Annotated in this window: 12 protein-coding genes and 1 tRNA gene; 5 read left to right on the forward strand and 8 right to left on the reverse strand. The window is 40.9% G+C overall.

Features of this window, described 5'->3' with window-relative positions; genetic code table 11:
• Positions 1 to 53 precede the first annotated feature (53 nt).
• On the reverse strand, positions 54 to 356 hold the full coding sequence (locus CYAN7822_RS26390) for a hypothetical protein (RefSeq protein WP_013325318.1): 303 nt from the start codon (positions 354 to 356) through the stop codon (positions 54 to 56).
• A 212-nt stretch (positions 357 to 568) separates the two neighbouring features.
• On the reverse strand, positions 569 to 3,544 hold the full coding sequence (pruA, locus tag CYAN7822_RS26395; RefSeq protein WP_013325319.1) for an L-glutamate gamma-semialdehyde dehydrogenase: 2,976 nt from the start codon (positions 3,542 to 3,544) through the stop codon (positions 569 to 571).
• A 718-nt stretch (positions 3,545 to 4,262) separates the two neighbouring features.
• On the opposite strand from pruA, the gene CYAN7822_RS39670 reads away from it, so the two are divergent.
• Positions 4,263 to 7,163, forward strand: a complete 2,901-nt coding sequence (locus CYAN7822_RS39670) for a choice-of-anchor L domain-containing protein (protein WP_013325320.1) — start codon at positions 4,263 to 4,265, stop codon at positions 7,161 to 7,163.
• A 4-nt stretch (positions 7,164 to 7,167) separates the two neighbouring features.
• On the opposite strand, the gene uvrC is transcribed toward CYAN7822_RS39670, so the two are convergent.
• Complete coding sequence (gene uvrC, locus CYAN7822_RS26405; protein WP_013325321.1) at positions 7,168 to 9,063, reverse strand: excinuclease ABC subunit UvrC; 1,896 nt, start codon at positions 9,061 to 9,063, stop codon at positions 7,168 to 7,170.
• A 290-nt stretch (positions 9,064 to 9,353) separates the two neighbouring features.
• Between uvrC and CYAN7822_RS40240 the strand changes: the two genes are divergently transcribed.
• Positions 9,354 to 10,763 carry a calcium-binding protein gene (locus tag CYAN7822_RS40240; protein ID WP_013325322.1) on the forward strand — a complete coding sequence of 470 codons (1,410 nt, stop codon included), beginning with the start codon at positions 9,354 to 9,356 and terminating at the stop codon, positions 10,761 to 10,763.
• 60 nt (positions 10,764 to 10,823) lie between these two features.
• Here the strand turns inward: CYAN7822_RS40240 and ruvB are convergent, their stop codons facing one another.
• Positions 10,824 to 11,915, reverse strand: coding sequence for a Holliday junction branch migration DNA helicase RuvB (gene ruvB / locus CYAN7822_RS26415; protein WP_013325323.1), 1,092 nt, complete (start codon positions 11,913 to 11,915; stop codon positions 10,824 to 10,826).
• 125 nt (positions 11,916 to 12,040) lie between these two features.
• Between ruvB and hisF the strand changes: the two genes are divergently transcribed.
• The 3 genes from hisF (at position 12,041) to CYAN7822_RS26430 (ending at position 13,286) form a co-directional block, all read left to right on the forward strand.
• Entirely contained in the window at positions 12,041 to 12,820 is a 780-nt protein-coding gene (gene hisF / locus CYAN7822_RS26420) for an imidazole glycerol phosphate synthase subunit HisF (RefSeq protein ID WP_013325324.1), read from the forward strand.
• A 91-nt stretch (positions 12,821 to 12,911) separates the two neighbouring features.
• Positions 12,912 to 13,094, forward strand: coding sequence for a hypothetical protein (locus CYAN7822_RS26425; protein WP_013325325.1), 183 nt, complete (start codon positions 12,912 to 12,914; stop codon positions 13,092 to 13,094).
• Between the two features lie 119 nt (positions 13,095 to 13,213).
• Positions 13,214 to 13,286, forward strand: a tRNA-Ala gene (locus CYAN7822_RS26430).
• A 145-nt stretch (positions 13,287 to 13,431) separates the two neighbouring features.
• Here CYAN7822_RS26430 and CYAN7822_RS26435 read toward each other — a convergent pair.
• The 4 genes from CYAN7822_RS26435 to CYAN7822_RS26450 all read right to left on the reverse strand — a co-directional run bounded on the left by CYAN7822_RS26435 (position 13,432) and on the right by CYAN7822_RS26450 (position 18,039).
• The gene (locus tag CYAN7822_RS26435) at positions 13,432 to 13,773 is read right to left on the reverse strand and encodes a cupin domain-containing protein (protein WP_013325326.1); all 342 of its coding nucleotides are present in this window, start codon (positions 13,771 to 13,773) and stop codon (positions 13,432 to 13,434) included.
• Between the two features lie 262 nt (positions 13,774 to 14,035).
• Entirely contained in the window at positions 14,036 to 15,310 is a 1,275-nt protein-coding gene (locus CYAN7822_RS26440; protein WP_013325327.1) for a glycosyltransferase family protein, read from the reverse strand.
• 390 nt (positions 15,311 to 15,700) lie between these two features.
• Positions 15,701 to 16,657 (reverse strand): DUF3616 domain-containing protein, encoded by a 957-nt coding sequence (locus tag CYAN7822_RS26445; protein WP_013325328.1) that lies wholly within the window; start codon positions 16,655 to 16,657, stop codon positions 15,701 to 15,703.
• A 14-nt stretch (positions 16,658 to 16,671) separates the two neighbouring features.
• Entirely contained in the window at positions 16,672 to 18,039 is a 1,368-nt protein-coding gene (locus CYAN7822_RS26450; protein ID WP_013325329.1) for a glycoside hydrolase 100 family protein, read from the reverse strand.
• Positions 18,040 to 18,084: the final 45 nt, after the last annotated feature.

An 18,084-nucleotide genomic window follows, 5' to 3' on the forward strand; every position in this document is an offset into this window, starting at 1 on the left:
TCCTTATTGTTTGAGATGATTACTTTTGCTTCCGATATTTGGTTAAACCAGTTTTAATTAACAATAATCTTTTTTAAGAAAAATTTTTCTAGCTTATCTTCTAGCTTATTTTCTATCAAAGTTTGTATTTTTTGTTCAATTTCATATTCTATAAAATTAGCGCAAGTATATTTGACTAAAGCTTCAAACGTTTTATCGCTAATTTCTTCTCTAGCTTTTAAATAAGACAAATACGATAATATATCCTTGAGGCTAGTTAAGTTAACATTACTCCAAGTATTATTGTTGTGTTTAATAATACTATCTTGTCTATTAATATTTTTTTTATTGTTAAGTAAAACAGAATTATTAGTCATTGTAAGCCACTAATGTCTGTCCTTATCTTATCCTATAAAATTACTTGTTACTAGAGTTTATGTAAACTCCGTATATATAGAGTTGAATAGATTTTCAAATACTATAGCTAGTGTTTTTACAGCCTAGTAACATAGTTTTTTTGTACTAATTGGCATTAATGATATTTTCCAAAGATGGGTTAGAAAGACTCTAACCCACCCTAATAAATCAACTACTCAGCGCCTTCTATAGGTGCAAAACCCTGACGTTGAATATTTTCGGAAATATGACGGGGTTCGAGGAATTGCAGGAGGTAGTCGGGACCACCGGCTTTAGAACCGACACCGGATAACTTAAAGCCGCCAAAGGGTTGACGAGCCACAATTGCGCCGGTTATCCCTCGGTTAATATATAAGTTCCCTACTTCAAATTCTTCATAGGCGCGTTTAATATGCTCGGGTGTACGAGAATATAAACCGCCCGTTAGAGCAAATTCTGTCCCATTAGCCACCGCTAACGCCTCATCAAAGTTTTTCACCTTGGTTACGGCTACCACTGGACCAAATATTTCTTCTTGGGCAATCACCGCATTAGAAGAGACATTTTTAAAGATCGTCGGACCGACAAAATAGCCGCTTTCGGGGGCTTCTCTTTCTAAGGCTATTTCTGCCTCTTGTTTGCCTTTCTCAATGTATTCTTTAATTCGTCTTTGAGCAGTGGCATCAATTACCGGACCCACTTCTGTGCTGGGTTGATCTGCCGCACCCACATTGAGCGATCGCGTTGCTTCGACAAATCGTTCCATAAAATGCTCATAGACGGACTCTAAAACAATCACCCGAGAACAAGCAGAACATTTTTGTCCACTATAGCCAAACGCCGAATAAACGGTTCCTACTACTGCCTGATCGAGATCAGCACTTTCATCTACAATAATGGCATTTTTCCCGCCCATTTCAGCGATCACTCGTTTGAGATGTTTTTGTCCGGGTTGGACGATGGAAGCATCGGTATAAATGCGGCATCCCACTTCCCGAGAACCCGTAAAGGCTATTAAATGCACGTCGGGATGTTTCACCATATAAGCACCCACTTGAGAACCCTTGCCGGGCACATATTGAAACACGCCTTTAGGAATACCTGCTTCGACTAAAATTTCGCTAATCTTAGCCGCTATCACCGAAGAGGTTTCGGCGGGTTTTAAGAGGGTACAGTTACCCGCCACTAATGCCGCTACGGTCATACCTACGGCGATAGCGAAGGGGAAGTTCCAAGGAGAGATCACTAAGGCGATGCCGCGCGGTTGATAAATATAACGGTTGGTTTCTCCGGCTACATCATAGTTATGTCCTTGGTCTAATCTTTCCATTTCCGAGGCATAATAGCGGCAAAAATCGATCGCTTCTGAAATTTCTGCGTCGGCTTGTTTGATGATTTTCCCCACTTCTAAACAAACCCACGCCGATAGTTCATGTCGCCGTCTTTCCATGATTTCGGCGGCTTTTCGTAAGATGCCGGCTCTTTCTCTGACTGACCTTTTTTTCCAGTCCGGAAAGGCCGCTTTTGCTGCCATGAGGGCTTCTTCTGCCTGTTCAACGGAAATTAAGCCTATTTTGCCTACTATTTCTTGCGGGTTAGAGGGGTTAACCGAGTCTATTAGGGTTTCGCTTTGAACATATTCCCCGTTAATTAGAGGTAAATAAGTCTTTCCTAGCGAGTTCCGCACTTGAACTAAGGCTTGTTTAGCTTTGGTTCTTAAGATTTCATCTGCATAGTCGGTATCGGCGGCATTGGGGAATTGCCCATTTTTGCTAGTATATTCGTTTTCTTCTTGCACCACAGGAGCAGCAATTAATTCGTCTGCGGGACGTTCTTCTAGATTCTGTCTGAGGAAGGAACTATTGGCGGTGTTTTCTAACAAACGACGAATCAGATAAGCCATGCCGGGTAATAAGTTTCCATAGGGAGCATAGACTCTCACCCGATGACCTCGTTTTACTAAGGCTTTAGCCAGTTGATCGCCCATGCCGTATAACACCTGCATCTCGAAGCAACGACGCGGCACGTTTAAACTTTCTGCGATGGCGATAGCATGAGCTTGAGAGCGGACGTTATGACTACCTATAGCACTATATATATATTGATGATTTTCCAGTAATAGTTGAGTGAGGTTTTCAAAGTTTACATCACTAGCGGCTTTTTGGTTATAGACGGGTTGAGGCCAGTGGTTTTGTCTCGATGTAATCGTCTCTTGGTCCCAGTATGCGCCCTTAACTAGGCGCACAGTAATGGGATAACCCCGTCGTTTTGCCCATTCTATTAAGTCTTTTAAATCGTTTTGGGAATCTCTTAAATAGGCTTGGATCGTTACGCCGATATCGCTACGAGTTTTAAACTCTTCTTCGAGTAATAATTCTTTTAATATGGCTAGGGTTAATTCTTTATAGACATATTGTTCCATATCAAAGTGAACGGCTACCCCTAATTCTTTGGCGCGGCGTAATAATATACGGATACGTTCACAGACTTTTTCTTTACTGCCGGTGGGATCAAAGGGATCGAATTGTGAATAGAAGGCGGTTAATTTTACCGATACCTGTACTTTCGGTAAAGCTTCGCCATCGGCTTCATCTATTTCAGAGATTTTAGACCACTTCTGAGATTCTTTGACTAGATGTTCCATTAAATCTAGATAGCTTTGTAAGTAGACTCGCGTTTCTACTTCGGTAATAACGGCTTCTCCGAGTAAATCTATGGTAAAGCCCATTTTCTCTTTTCTGAGCCGCTCTACTGTCTTGGTCACCTGGGCTAAGTCTTCTCCGGCGATATATTTTCTGGCCAAGGTTTCTACTGCTTTACTGATGGTTACTGCGGCCAGTTGAGCCGGCGCAGAATGAGCATCGGTAAAGTTTAATATTCCTTTGAGCGCACCCGGCAGTTCTACGGATTCCTCGCCCATATATTGTTGTAAATGGTTAGCAATTTCAGCGTTACTTTGTAGGGCTGGTAGTGTATCAATGAAGCGGAATAATTGAACCCGTAAGTTAGGGTTGGCCATTGCCCACCCCAAGAGTTTGTCATCCCACCGCATCTGATCTTGTAGTTGTGCTAATAGTCCTTTTTTCTCCCTTGTTTGGACTAATAGTTCTTTGGCGATTGCCTGGGTTTTGGCTTCGTAGTTTTGTTGCGGGTTAATTTGTACTACCACGTCTATTTATCTCCTATCTCTGGCCGTGTGAGTGCGATTGCTTTTCTTTTCTGTTGCTTGTGCTACAGTGCTTTTTTAAATTGCCCGATTTTTTATCCTAACATTGCTTGCGTTGTGGCTTACAGAAAACTTCAACCACTTATTTTGTGCAATTTGTCAATAGTAATTTACAAAATGATATTTTACTCAACTTAACTTTACAAAAATTGGGTCTTCGCTAGAATTTTGCTCAAGGGGTTTTTGAGGGTTTTGTTCGTGTTTAGGGGCTGAAGTCCTTATTCTTTGGTAGCTGTTACAGGATTTTAGTTTTTTTAGTTATAAGTTCTCTAGCATTAGTTTAGCAAAATGGCTGTAATAACGCAAGTTCGTTGCTTATTGAGAATCTTTCTCACATATGAAGAAGTGTAAAGTCGGTACGATTAATGGAAATTTTAAAATATCAATCTTTATATATATTAGATAATCTTATAATAAGAGTAAAATCAATTTAGCAACCTGCGTTTGAGAAACAAAACCCAACACCAACTTATTTAATAAATTGCTCTTTTTAAAGGCGAATAATTTCCGTAAAAGCACTTATTTTTAGTAAAAAATCTTAACAAATTCTACATAGCTTTAAGAAAAAAGTTAGGGCTTAATTTTCCACCCGATTTCCTTACTTTTGGCTGATAAATTTAATCCTTATTAAGGGAAATCATTTTGGAGGGCAGCAAAAATTATGAGTATTACTAATCTTTTCGACCTAGGAGCCATCGAAAACCCAACCACCAATGATGGAGATTCTTTAACTTCCAGTAATCCAACCGATATTTGGCAGTTTGAATTAACCAGTTCTCCTGGCGGCAATAGTAATATTTCCCTAACTTCTGGGAGTAGTGATTTAACCCTTTCTCTGTACGATGAATTCAATAATTTAATTGCCCAGTCCACCCATAACTCCACCAATCTAGATAGCCTTTCTTTAGCAGGGTTGGCCTCTGGTCAATATCAATTAAAAGTTTCGGATACTAAAACCGTCGTAGAAGATATAGACTATGGATTTAGTATTAATATCACCCATGACCCCTTAGCCCCTGAACTTTCCATCAATAATGTCAGCGTTGTTGAAGGGGACCCTAATACACCCAATGCGATTCTAACCGTAACCTTATCGGCAGCCGCCACCACCAATATTACCGTTGACTATGCCCTAACCCCAGGAACAGCGACTCCAGACAGTGACTACAGCAACATTACCGGAACCCTCACCTTTGCCCCTGGAGAAACCACTAAAACCATAGCTGTTCCCATCCTCAGCGACAACTTAATCGAAAGCAGCGAAACCTTTAGCGTTAATCTCAGCAACCCAACCAACGCCACCATTAAAAACAACAGTGGAACTGTAACCATCAGCGATTCCAATATTATCGTCAACAACACCTTAGAATCCACCAGCAGCACCATCCTACCCGCCAACATCGATAATTTAATTCTCCTAGGAACCAGTAATATTGACGGTACAGGTAATGCCAACAATAATACTCTGACCGGCAACGGAGTCGATAATACCCTCAGTGGAGAAGCCGGAGATGATCTTCTTTACGGGTTAGGAGGCAATGATACCTTGATGGGTGGGGATGGCAATGACCACTTAATCGGAGATGGAGATAGCGCCAACAATCCTCAGCCAGACCCCAATATTTTGACCCCCAATGTCAATGTCTTTACCGGCTTTAACGATACTCTGACCGCTTTTGACTTAGGCAAGAACATTTTAGCCAGCAATAGCGGCATCACCATCACCAATGCAGTCTATACAGGAGCCTTAAACGCAACCTCTTTATTTAGTTCAGTTAACTTTGGCACCACTAACACTAGCTCTTATGTTTTGGGGTCTGGTATTTTATTAACCACAGGAGATGGTCAGCCGCCACTGAGTAACACCTCTTCTAGCTATAGCACCGCCAATGCTGTTGCCGGAGACACCGATATTGAGCAGATTATACAGAATGTCTTTCCGGGGGCAGGAACCACCTACGACGCAACCGTACTTGAACTTAGTTTTACTACCCCCGCTAATAGCAATAGCATCAGTTTAGATGTAATGTTTGGTTCCGATGAATACCCTGAATGGGCAGACACCTCCTTTGTCGATATTGCTGGCATCATGGTAGATGGGGTGAACTACGGTTTATTTAATCAAAATTCCTCTCAACCCCTGAGTATCCTCAGTCAAAATGTCATCGATGGTAATTTAACAGACAATACAGCCGGTATTTTATCCATCGAATATGACGGCATTTCTTCCCCGTTACGAGTAGTTGCCGCCCTAAATTCTGGCACAACACACACCCTAAAAATCGCCATCGCTGATACTGGAGATCAAATTTATGATTCAGGGCTATTTGTCTCTAACCTAAAATTGACTAATCAAAGCAATAATAATGGCGTATCTCTGATTAACAATGATGATTTATATGGCGGTAATGGAGATGATAATTTAGAGGGAGGCATTGGGGATGACCTTCTCGATGGTGGCACCGGCATTGATAGCTTAAGCGGTGGCACCGGTAATGATATTTATATAGTCGATAATAGCGGAGATGTAGTAACAGAAACCTCCACCATTACTAATGAAATTGATACCGTCAAGTCCTCTATTAACTATAGCTTGGGTGACAATCTCGAAGATTTAATTTTAACAGGAACTTCTGCGATTAATGGTACAGGTAATAACCTTAACAACACCCTTACCGGTAATACTGCCGCCAATATCCTCGACGGTGGAACCGGAAATGACACCCTCATCGGTGGGGCCGGAAATGACACTTATATAGTGGATAATACCGCAGATGTGGTAATAGAAACCTCGACCCTCAGCACGGAAATTGATACCGTTCAATCTTCTGTGACCTATTCATTAGGAAACAATTTAGAAAAACTCATTTTAAGCGGCACTTCTGCGATTAATGGTACAGGCAATGCACTAAATAATACCATTACAGGCAATAGTGCCAATAATATTCTGGATGGAAGTACAGGCGCTGATACTCTCATTGGCGGAGGGGGAAACGATCTTTATATAGTGGATAATACGGGAGATATTGTCACAGAAACTTCTACTCTGGCGGGTGAAATTGATACGGTTCAATCTTCTATTACTTATACCTTAAAAGCCAACGTAGAAAATCTGACCTTAACAGGAACATCACTGATTAATGGCACCGGTAACGCCCTTAATAATATCATTACTGGTAACAGTAACAACAACACCCTTACCGGTAATGCTGGCAGCGATATTTTAATCGGGGGAGGGGGTAATGATACGCTAAATCTCGGGCTTAATGATGGCGTAGCAGATATTGTTCGTTATACATTAGGAGACGGAGTAGATGTAATTAATCAATTTGTCAAAGGAAGCGATAAATTGGCTTTCATCGGCATTAATTCCCTTGATGTCAAAGTCTCTGGTTCAGATACCCAACTTCGCTTAGGAAATAATATTGCTGGCGATGCCGGTTTTGGTACAGGAACCCTATTAGCGACTATCAAAGGAGTGACGGGATTAACAGCCGCCGAATTAGGGGTAGGAGGTAGCAGTTTAGATGCCAGCAATAACGCTCAGTTTTTATTCACTTAATCTTTTAAGCCGGATGAAAATAATTATAAATCTCCTGAGCCAATTGCTCCCCAATGCCGGAAACCTCCATCAACTGACTAACAGTAGCTTGACGAATATAATCCACCGAATGAAAATGAGCTAATAACTGCTTTTGGCGCCCAAACCCCAACCCCGGAATCTCATCCAAACGAGAACGCCGACTATGAGTGATCCGTTGTTGACGATGGAAACTCACCGCAAACCGGTGCGCCTCATCCCTAACCCTTCTCAACAACTGTACCCCGGGTTGTTCGGCATCCGTCGCTAAAGGTTCAGACTCTCCAGGCAGAAAAATCTCTTCTCGTTGTTTCGCCAAACTCACCACCCGCAACTCCGACAACAAATTCAACTCTTGTAACACTTCTACCACCGCCGAGAGTTGTCCTTTTCCCCCATCAATCATAATCAAATCCGGTAAATCACTCCCCTCTCCTTGTAGAAAAGGGGTAGGGGGAGAGGTTTTTTGACTATATTTGCGAAAACGCCGCCGAATCACTTCTGCAAGACTAGCAAAATCATCAGAATGACCAATTTTCACCTCGGGGTTTTTAATCTTATAATGACGATAATGTTGTTTAGCCGCCACCCCATCAATAAACACCACTTGAGACGCAACCGCATTTGATCCCTGGATATGAGAAATATCATAGCCTTCAATCCGTTTCGGTACGGCTTCTAAGTCGAGAATAGCCGCTAAATCTTCCATCGCCTTTAAATTACGGTCACTATGGCGCTGAGTTCTTTCTAACTCATACTTAGCATTTCGTTGCACCATCTCGATTAATTCTGCCTTAGTTTGGCGTTGAGGAACGATCAGATTCACTTTTTTTCCCTTTCTCTCACTCAACCATTTTTTTAAGCTTTCTTGATCGGATAAAGGATATTGTAAGAGAATTTCACTGGGAATTTCTACCGGATCAGCTAACCAATAATGTTCTTCTAACACACGCTGTAAAATTGCGCCTTGATCGGTTTGTGTGACTGTTTCGTCTGGCTGCTTAATATCCACAAAAAACCCCAATCTTCCCACTAAACGACCTGCGCGAATTTGGAATAACTGAATACAACAATGTTGACCATCAGCCGCCCCGGCAATCACATCTCTAGACACGGTATCATCGGGTAAAGCCACTTTTTGCTCACTAAACAGAGACTCCAAGGCTTTTATCTGGTCCCGAATGACAGCCGCTTTTTCAAAGTTTAACCCGTTGGCGGCTTCTTCCATTTGCTTTTGAAGGGTATGAATTAACTCTCCAGTTCGTCCTTGAAAGATCATCGCCACCTGTTGAACGGTTTTATGATATTCTTGCGAAGAAATTAACAGTTGACAAACCCCAGGACAACGACCAATATCATAGTTTAAACAAGGACGGTCTTTAAACAGAGGTTTAGGACGTTGGCGCAAGGGAAAGATCCGTTTGATGATGCTAAGGGTATACCTCAGTAACCCCGTATCAACATAAGGCCCATAATATCTATCTTTCTCGTTATCTAATCTGCGTTTACGAGTAATAAAGATACGGGGATAGTCTTCTGACCAAGTAATACAAACATAGGGATATTTTTTATCATCTTTAAGCAGTACATTAAAGTAGGGTTGATGCTGTTTAATTAAATTTGCTTCTAAAGCCAGTGCTTCGGCTTCGGTATCGGTGACGATAAACTCTATATCTGCCACTTGCTGCACCATTAAGGCAAGCCGAGGACTGAGAACAGGGAAATTACGGAAATACGAACGAACCCTTGACCGTAATTTCTTTGACTTTCCAATATACAAAATATCCCCATTTTTATCTCGCATAAAATAGACTCCAGGTTCTAGGGGAATTTCTTTAAGTCTATTTTCTAATTTTTCTGAGTCTTTGATGAGCGGTATCATAATTGATCTGTAAATCTCCTTAAATAGCAGATTATAAAATTATTATTTTTTAATAAATACGGCTTTATTGTTATTTTTTTAAGTTTAAATAATTAAGCGTTTTTATCATATTATTCTCCCCAAAAATGTGCTAGATTCGGGTTAGAGGAAGTCTTGTGTAAACTCAAAAACCAAAAACTAGAAACCCTCGTCGGATAATTTATTCGACAAAAAAATAAGCCATTATGAAAAATTATTTTTTCCTCTATTTTTTCTAAGCTCATTCAACAACATTAGCAGAAGGAAATATAATGGTAATCACAATTACAGTATCAACGTCCTCAAGCGGCATAGCAGTTACAGCACCAACGGCGGGAACAACTCTTGACACTTATCTGAATTCATTTCCTCAAGGGGTAGCAGTTTCTATCCCCACTCAAGTCACAGGAACAAATTTAACCTCAATGGGGAAGACGATAAACGGTGACTCGGTTTGGAGGATACGTAATGGAGATAGTAACAGTACGAGTTTAAGTGCTTATAAAGAAAATTACAACAGCAATTTTGTCGGTCTTCCCAATGGAACTGATACCTTTGTTCTCACTCCTTTCGTCAAAACGCTGATCTTGACATCGGGTAATACTACTTATACTAAAGCCCCTACAACTCAACTGTTTAGTGCCCAGAACACGTTTAGCACAACTGAGCAATATAAAATTATGGGTACTAATGGCAATGATACTTTAACCGGTGCTAATGCGGCTGATACCTTGATAGGAGGACTCGGTAATGATCTTCTCACGGGTTTAGGGGGTAACGATAACTTAAGCGGTGATGCAGGCATCGATACTTTATTAGGCGGAGATGGTAACGATAGTTTAAACGGTGGCACAGAAAATGATAGCTTAAGCGGTGATGCAGGAATCGATACCTTATTAGGCGGAGATGGTAACGATAACTTAAGCGGTGGCACAGAAAATGATAGCTTAAGTGGTGATGCAGGAAACGATACTTTAAACGGTGGAGCAGGAAACGATACTTTAAACGGTGGCACAGAAAATGATAGCTTAAGCGGTGATGCAGGAATCGATACCTTAAACGGTGGAGATGGTAACGATACTTTAAACGGTGACACAGAAAATGATAAGTTAAACGGTGAGGCAGGAAATGATACCTTAAACGGTGGAGCAGGTGACGATTATTTAAACGGTGGAGCAGGAACCGATACCTTATACGGTGGAGCAGGTAAGGATAATTTAAACGGCGATCTACAAAACGATAGGTTATACGGTGATGAAGATAACGATACCTTAATCGGTGGATCAGGTGACGATACCTTAACCGGTGGTACACAAACAGATCGCTTTGTCTTTGCTAACCAAGGAATAGATACCATCACGGATTTTTCGGTCAATGATACGGTTAATGGTGTAGATGTACTGGCCATTCAATCTAATAAGTATTCTAACGCTCCTGCTGCTGGTACTACGCCCCTCCTTAATTTGGCTAATATTTCCCTTGGAACCACTAACATCATTGTTGATACCAAGACGAACATTTCACTGTTGGGCAGTACAGTAACCAATGCTCGCTTTGCTTATACCACAGACACGAATCAACTCCTTTATGATGCTGATGGGAATTGGACAAGTAATACTACTGTAATTGCTAATGTTAATACAATTGCCAATTTAACCGCGAATAACTTCTTGTTTGTCTAATAACAATAATTGGCTTATTAGTGGCTCGCTGATGATTCACTTTCTTAAAGACGACTAATACTAATTATAACCTAAATGCTGATAGGCGGCTTCGGTGGCAATTCTCCCCCTCGAAGTACGGTTAAGATAACCAATTTGCAGTAAGTAGGGTTCATAGACCTCCTCAATGGTTTTTGCATCTTCTCCAGTTGCTGCGGCGACGGCTTCTAACCCCACCGGACCGCCTTTAAACTGCTCAATAATCGTACTTAACACTAATCGATCAGTCCAATCTAATCCTCTGCTATCCACATTTAACTGATCTAATGCCTCTGCGGCTAACTCTTGTGTAATCACTTCTAAGCCTTTTACCTGCACATAATCTCGCACTCGTTTTAAGAGGCGGTTAGCAATACGAGGAGTTCCCCGCGAACGCCGGGCAATCACTAAAGCCGCCTCATCGGTAATCTGAACCTTAAGAATCGTTGCAGTTCTTAACACAATTAACAAAAGTTCATCAGCTTCATAAAACCGCAACCGTCCAATTAAACCAAAGCGGTCCCGTAGCGGTGAAGTTAAGGCCCCTATTTTAGTGGTAGCCCCGATCAACGTAAAAGGGGCTAAAGGAATACTGCGAATTTTAGCGGCTTGTCCTTTGCCGATGGTAATATCTAAGCGGTGGTCTTCCATGGCCGGATAAAGTAATTCTTCGCTCATGCGGTTAAGACGATGAATTTCATCAATAAAGAGGATATCTCCCGGTTTAAGATTAATCAAAAGTCCGGTAATATCTCTGGGACGTTCTAAAGCCGGAGCCGCCGTAATTTTACAATTGACTCCCATCTCCGACGCTAAAATAAGAGACATGGTAGTTTTCCCTAAACCGGGAGGTCCGTACAACAGGAGATGGTCTAAAGCCTCTTTTCTGACTTTAGCGGCTTCAATAGCAATCTTTAATACTTCTTTTAAATCCTTTTGCCCGATATAATCATTCAGATTACGGGGACGGATAGAATCTTCTGCCCTCTCGGTTTCCTCATTAGGCGTGCGATCAACGAGTCGATGTTCGCTTTTTGGCAAGGGAGACGACACCTGCTCTTTTGGGTTTTCGCTTTTCTGGCGAGGAACCCGAGGCGGTAAATTATTGTCTGGAGAAGATCGCTTAATAGCCATTTTGGATGAAAAATACGATTTGTATTTAATGTTTACTAGCTAAACCGGCTTGGTGGGCATGATAGGGACTTCTCCCCTCATTTCCGTTAAACTTTAAAAACCACAATTTCTTTCCTCGTAGTGATATGTTAGCCAAACGCATTTTACCTTGTCTGGATGTTAAATCCGGTCGTGTCGTTAAAGGGGTAAATTTTGTTAATCTTCAAGATGCCGGCGACCCAGTGGAATTAGCACGAGTTTATAATGAGGCTGGTGCTGATGAATTGGTCTTTCTCGATATTACCGCCACACATGAAGACCGAGATATCATTATCGATGTTGTTTACCGTACCGCCGAACAAGTCTTTATTCCCTTAACCGTTGGTGGTGGCATTCAATCCTTAGAAACCATTAAAAATTTGTTAAGAGCCGGTGCTGATAAAGTGAGTATTAATTCAGCCGCCGTGCGTAACCCAGACTTTATTAATGAAGCCAGTGATCGCTTCGGTAAACAATGTATCGTCGTGGCCATTGATGCTAGACGGCGAAAAGACCCCAATAATCCTGGCTGGGATGTTTATGTGCGAGGAGGGAGGGAAAATACAGGACTAGACGCGCTATCTTGGGCCCAAGAGGTCGAAAAGCGAGGAGCCGGAGAATTATTAGTCACCAGTATGGACGCAGATGGAACTCAGGACGGGTACGACTTAGAACTGACTCGGCTCATTGCTGAACAAGTAGAAATCCCCGTGATTGCTTCTGGAGGAGCGGGAAATTGTGAGCATATTTATGAAGCCCTGACTGAAGGCAAGGCAGAAGCAGCTTTATTAGCATCTTTGTTACATTATGGTCAATTATCCCTCGATGAAATTAAAAATTATCTCCAAAACCGTCATATTCCGGTACGGGGACGCTCAAGCCTTTAGACTTCTTAAATTTTTAAGTTTTTGATCAAATTCCATCGACGACCTTAAAGAGTATGTATTAAAATAGAGAAAAATTAACATTTTTTAAAATATGTTGATACCTATTTTAATATTTGATGTTGCTTTAGTCGCTTGGTCACTCCATTTAATGGAAGCAGCCATTAAGCAGCAAGAGTTCTCCTTGATGCTGGCTGGTACTTTAGTTTCCCTGGCCGCCGCCGCTATGATGGTGGTCTACTTTCTCATGAACCACTGTTTGAGATATTTAATCTAAGTCTTTCTAAAGTCTTCTCATCAGAACTAGAAAGACTTTATTTTTTGGCAAAAAAATTTAGGGAGCTAGACCCTTGACAAAAGTAATCCATTTAAGGCAATATAGAAAATGCGCTTTAGGGGGCTATAACTCAGTTGGTAGAGTGTCACAATGGCATTGTGAAAGTCAGCGGTTCGAATCCGCTTAGCTCCATGAAAAAAAAAGCTGATAGGTTGCCCAAAAAGGGGAGTCTAACATTGCCAGCACTATAAATCTGCCACCGTTGATCAAATTTGTAGAAAATTAATCAACCCTTTAGATGGCAGAGTGTCAATTCTATCTCTAGTCACAGCGAGTGTTAAGCTTTATCTCGACCATGCACTTCTGCCGGGGGAGAAGTAGCTTCAACAGCAGTAAAAAGTTCTAGAATTTTATAAGTATGTTTGGCTCCTTTGGGAACAACCCAAGAGGCTCCGGGTTCTAAAATCACCAATTGTCCTTCTAGGTGAAGTTCAGCCCGACCCTCAATAACATAACCTACCGTTTCATATTCTCGTTGAGTTTCGGGTTTAGGGTCTGCGGGGGGTTCGTTTTCCCAGAGCCGCATCGAAATATTAATTCCAGAGGCTAAATATTTTTGTCCTAGAGCGCCTTTGGGTGAAAATTGAGAATTAACTTTAATTACGGTTGTATCAGCCATGATTAATTTCTGATGTTAAATAGTTGGACATCAATTAAAATGAGCAAGGTCTATATTAACTTTTAGACCAAGGTTTTCACCTCTTGAGGAACCTTGTCCACCTACCAGTAATTTTTGATTTTTAATCTTGCACAATTACACCTATTATGAAGGGCAACTCATGGCACAAGAAATCTATCAATAGTTGCGATTTTATAGGTTTCCCTTCTGACTAATGATAGAGTCATCTATCTTGCTCATCTGCTGATAATTCTCTTTCCACTTAACTGGGATCGGGAAGGAGTTCCCGACTAATCTGTTCATCAATTATTTGAGCCATTTTCCAAGCCGCCCCCGCTTGACCTCGAACACTTTTAAGCCGCTCGCGAATCCTTTCTAATTCGGCTGGATTTTCTAACCAATTAAGAACTATTTGAGCGACTTGCTCGGCTTGTAATTCTCCTAACAACTCTGGGACAATTTCTTCTTTTGCCCAAATATTCGGCCAAGCATATAAGCGTTTTTTTCTCATCACCATAAGGTTGATCATTTTAGCAAAAACTGAGCCAACCCCCGGCAAATTAGCCAAGATTCCCGGTACTCCGTCCCAAGTTCTCATGGCATCTAAACGTTGAGTCGGCAATAAGACAATCATGGGAATGGATAAAGCCGCTAATTCAGCCGTATTTGCCCCTACTGTGGTTAAAGCGAGATGACATTGAGATAAAATATCATGGGCCGGAAATTGGCTAATCAGTTCGATTTTTAAGCCTCCATCAGTTTTTAAATAAGGGGTATTGCCATCAGAAGTGATCAAACAAGCACCTACCCAACCGGTTTGGTTAATAATAGGGTTTTTTTCTCGGTTGGCAAAAGCGGCAAGAGTTTCTAAATTGAGAGTCGGTGCAACCGGAATAATAAAGCGAGTATGAGGGCGTTTGGCTTGTATAAGTTCAGCGATCGCTAGACACAAAGGAACTCCTTGATCGAGTTTCCAAGGTTTTGAGCCGGGTAGCAGAGCAATTAAGGCATCAGAAGTATTATTTAATAAGGGAGCAGGAGAAGATTTACTCTTAATATCTTCCATTAAATCGCCGATGACTGTCATTTTATCTTGATAAGGAGCCGGAATTTTCGCCTTAACTGAGGCATTCATGACGGCAAAGTGATCGATCCAACGATACCAACGAGCTTCCCATTCTGCATAAATCACAGTGCGATAACCTAAACGTTTGCCAATGAAAAGAGAAAAAAATTGATCGCCGCCTAAAAATAAGACCACTCCTTTTTGATGCCAGTCCCAATTTTCTGCCGTTTTACCCCACAATAAAAAAGAGAGAAAATGCTCAGGAGACTGTACCCGGTCAACTTCTGGGTAACTGCGGGCGATAGCGGCTTCAGTTCCCATTGCATGAGTACAGGGGGAAAGAATCACCGAAATTCTAACCGATGTGCGATCATTTCCCAATTGTTGACGCAGCGCTTTTACGACGGGACGCACCCAGGTAGAAACCTCTCCGGGACCGTTGGATAGAATGAGGATATCGATAGGCGGCATTGATTTTGTGTCAGTGATCTAATATCAGTGATTTTGGCATTGTTGGGTAAGAGTGGCAACTAGAGGAAGTTTTTTAGTTTGATTGTTTTGATCCTAAAAGCGGCTCTCCTGTACTTATGGTGATAAGAAAAAATTATAAATTGTAGGGTGGGTTAGGCGCGGGGATGATTTTGATAAAAAACCGATAATATTTGATCCGCGCTCCCTTCCCACCAAAAATCCTTTTGTAACACACTATACAATTCTCCCCAAGATGCCAGGAGAGCCGAAAAACTTTAATCAACTTTATCACCAAGTCTCTAAAACTGATGATCATAAAGTTTTACCAACTAAGGTAAGTAAGCAAATTATTAGAAGATTAGATGCAGCTTGGAGCAGTCGTGATAATATTTACTCACTAATACTAATCCATAAACTCCTAAAATATCTTTCTTGTTGAGGCAGTTCTTTACAAGGAGTTTTTCCATCTCGGATTATATTGCCATCATCACTGAGTAGTTGAATTTGATGTTCTCGGTTGGGATAAAATACTACCTCTTCGGGATTAAAATCTGGCGGTAAATCCCCTTCTACTATTTCAGGTTGGTCTTGAGGATTGCCCGACCAACGATATAATTTAAATATACTGCTGCTATCATACGCACCCGCGATAATGGCATAAAAACCCCGCCTTTCCCAATAGACGATACTGCGAATTCCTAAGCCTCCTAAGTCAAGTTCTATCGGTTGACCAAAACTAGCAGAAATTTCTTTTTTGTCAATTAAATCTTTCGGATTTTTGAGGGGTAATACTAAAGCTCTCCCTTCGGGTATAGGGTTGCGAAAACCGATTAACATTTCTTTTTCGGGTGTGGTGCAAAGTCCCTCTATATTCAAGCCGCCCTTTTCTTTTGGAGCTAATTTTGATGCTTGTTTTAGCTCGTATTTTTTTAGGCTTTTATCTTTAATTAAATCTTCTAAGAGATTTGTATAAGAAGCCCCGATTTGTTGAGCGGCAAACTTATTATCTTGCCAGGTAACTTGATTAGCAAAAAAATTACATCGTTCGGGTTTTTCTTTGCCCTTTTTATTCCTTCCGTGAGAACTTATCCAATAAATGACACCATCTAGTAAAGTCGCCGCTTCAATATCTATTTCTTTCTGTTTTGGATTGTTGGTAAAATAATTATTTTTATCTGTATCAACAATTTCTATCGGTTCTCCAGAATTGTCAGCGTCATAAATTCTTAAAATATTATCTTCATCATTTCCCACTATAAAATAATTACTATTCCCAATCGCCACTGCACCTGAAGCGTCACAAGTTCCACGATGTTCTAATACTTTTTCTATATAAAATTTTTTCATAATTATTCGCTCTTTTATTCAAAGCTAATATATTCTAAAAACTGGGGATTTTCCATTAACCCTTGTGCGACTAAAAAACCAGCAATTGTCCAAGTTTGATATTTTCTGGCTTCTTTGCCCACTAATCGCCCATTCTTTCCATCATAATACTCGGGCCACTCATCTTTCAATAAACGTTTAGCCGCAATTTCAATCGCTCTTTGCCCAAGTTCAACTCTTTGTGTTTTGATAGCAGAGGCCACCAATAACCAGAGTAAAACCGGCCAGTTTCCTCCATTATGATAAGACCAAGGGCGATTTTTCGGGTCGCATCCGGTTATTAATTGCCAGTCTCTATCTTTTAAAGCGGGAAAGCAAATTTTCATGGGCATATAACCGATTAAATCCTCCCATTTTTGCTCAATAACATTCATAATTGCTTGAGACTGCCAGTTCTCCGTCAGTGAGGATAAAATAGCGACCAAATTCCCCAGAGAAAAAAAGCGGCAATCTAAGAGAGAAGGTCCTAAATTTCCGGCTAAATAACCGCCATCTTCGGGTAACCATTCACTTAATTGAGTATAGGGAATGGAATCCGAATAAATATTAAACTGATTTAATGCCCCTTCGCCGTATTCTTCCCCTTTATAACGATAAATGGTATTCATTTGAGTGAGGTCTAGCCAATAATTCTGACGAATATGAGTAGCCAGGGGGTTCAATCTATTGTGAACTGCTTTATTAATTCTGTCATTTTCTTCAGTATCTAACAGCAATTCTGAAGCCACTTTTAAAGCCATATAAAATAGAGATTGAATCTCTAGAGGATACCCTTCGATTCCCATCCGTCGATCAATCATACAGGAACCATCAGGAACTAATAAAGTCGGAAACATATCAAACCGTGCTGATAGACACAGTTCCATGATTAAACGAATACATTTTTGAACTTCTGAAGAATGACTAAAAGCATAGTCGTTAGTATATTTTACATAGGATCTTAAGAGAAAAAGCCACCATAAACCCGAGTCAACGGGAGTTACTCTTCCTATAGCATCATTCCCAAAATCGGCTTTTAAATATTGTTTTTCCTGTTGATAACTCACTTTAAAACTGGCTGGCATTATGCCTCTACCGGGTTCTAAAAAATCCAGTTGTCTTTGTTTAATTTGAAGTTTTAAAGTTTCTGTGAGAAAATGCCGCACAATTTCGGTTTCTCCTTGCATTAAAAAAGTGATGCCGCAAGGAATAAAATCCCGCATAAAACATTGATCGTAATTGAGAGGATCACTGCTCGAGTCACGCGCGGCTACTGTGCCTACAGGACAATCATTATAATAAATAATAGAGTCTTGTAGAGCTTGCTTGCCCAGTACCGTTAATTTCTCATTTCGTTTAGCCATTAGTCATTAGTCATTAGTCATTAGTTATGAGTTATTAATCATGAA

This window comes from Gloeothece verrucosa PCC 7822, assembly GCF_000147335.1.
Lineage (GTDB): Bacteria > Cyanobacteriota > Cyanobacteriia > Cyanobacteriales > Microcystaceae > Gloeothece > Gloeothece verrucosa.

What these genes read in the sequence shown, in the direction of transcription:
- CYAN7822_RS26390 (WP_013325318.1), bottom strand. Translation starts at nt 356, where the DNA reads ATGACTAATAATTCTGTTTTACTTAACAATAAAAAAAATATTAATAGA.
- CYAN7822_RS39670 (WP_013325320.1), top strand. Translation starts at nt 4,263, where the DNA reads ATGAGTATTACTAATCTTTTCGACCTAGGAGCCATCGAAAACCCAACC.
- uvrC (WP_013325321.1), bottom strand. Translation starts at nt 9,063, where the DNA reads ATGATACCGCTCATCAAAGACTCAGAAAAATTAGAAAATAGACTTAAA.
- CYAN7822_RS40240 (WP_013325322.1), top strand. Translation starts at nt 9,354, where the DNA reads ATGGTAATCACAATTACAGTATCAACGTCCTCAAGCGGCATAGCAGTT.
- ruvB (WP_013325323.1), bottom strand. Translation starts at nt 11,915, where the DNA reads ATGGCTATTAAGCGATCTTCTCCAGACAATAATTTACCGCCTCGGGTT.
- hisF (WP_013325324.1), top strand. Translation starts at nt 12,041, where the DNA reads ATGTTAGCCAAACGCATTTTACCTTGTCTGGATGTTAAATCCGGTCGT.
- CYAN7822_RS26425 (WP_013325325.1), top strand. Translation starts at nt 12,912, where the DNA reads ATGTTGATACCTATTTTAATATTTGATGTTGCTTTAGTCGCTTGGTCA.
- CYAN7822_RS26435 (WP_013325326.1), bottom strand. Translation starts at nt 13,773, where the DNA reads ATGGCTGATACAACCGTAATTAAAGTTAATTCTCAATTTTCACCCAAA.
- CYAN7822_RS26440 (WP_013325327.1), bottom strand. Translation starts at nt 15,310, where the DNA reads ATGCCGCCTATCGATATCCTCATTCTATCCAACGGTCCCGGAGAGGTT.
- CYAN7822_RS26445 (WP_013325328.1), bottom strand. Translation starts at nt 16,657, where the DNA reads ATGAAAAAATTTTATATAGAAAAAGTATTAGAACATCGTGGAACTTGT.
- CYAN7822_RS26450 (WP_013325329.1), bottom strand. Translation starts at nt 18,039, where the DNA reads ATGGCTAAACGAAATGAGAAATTAACGGTACTGGGCAAGCAAGCTCTA.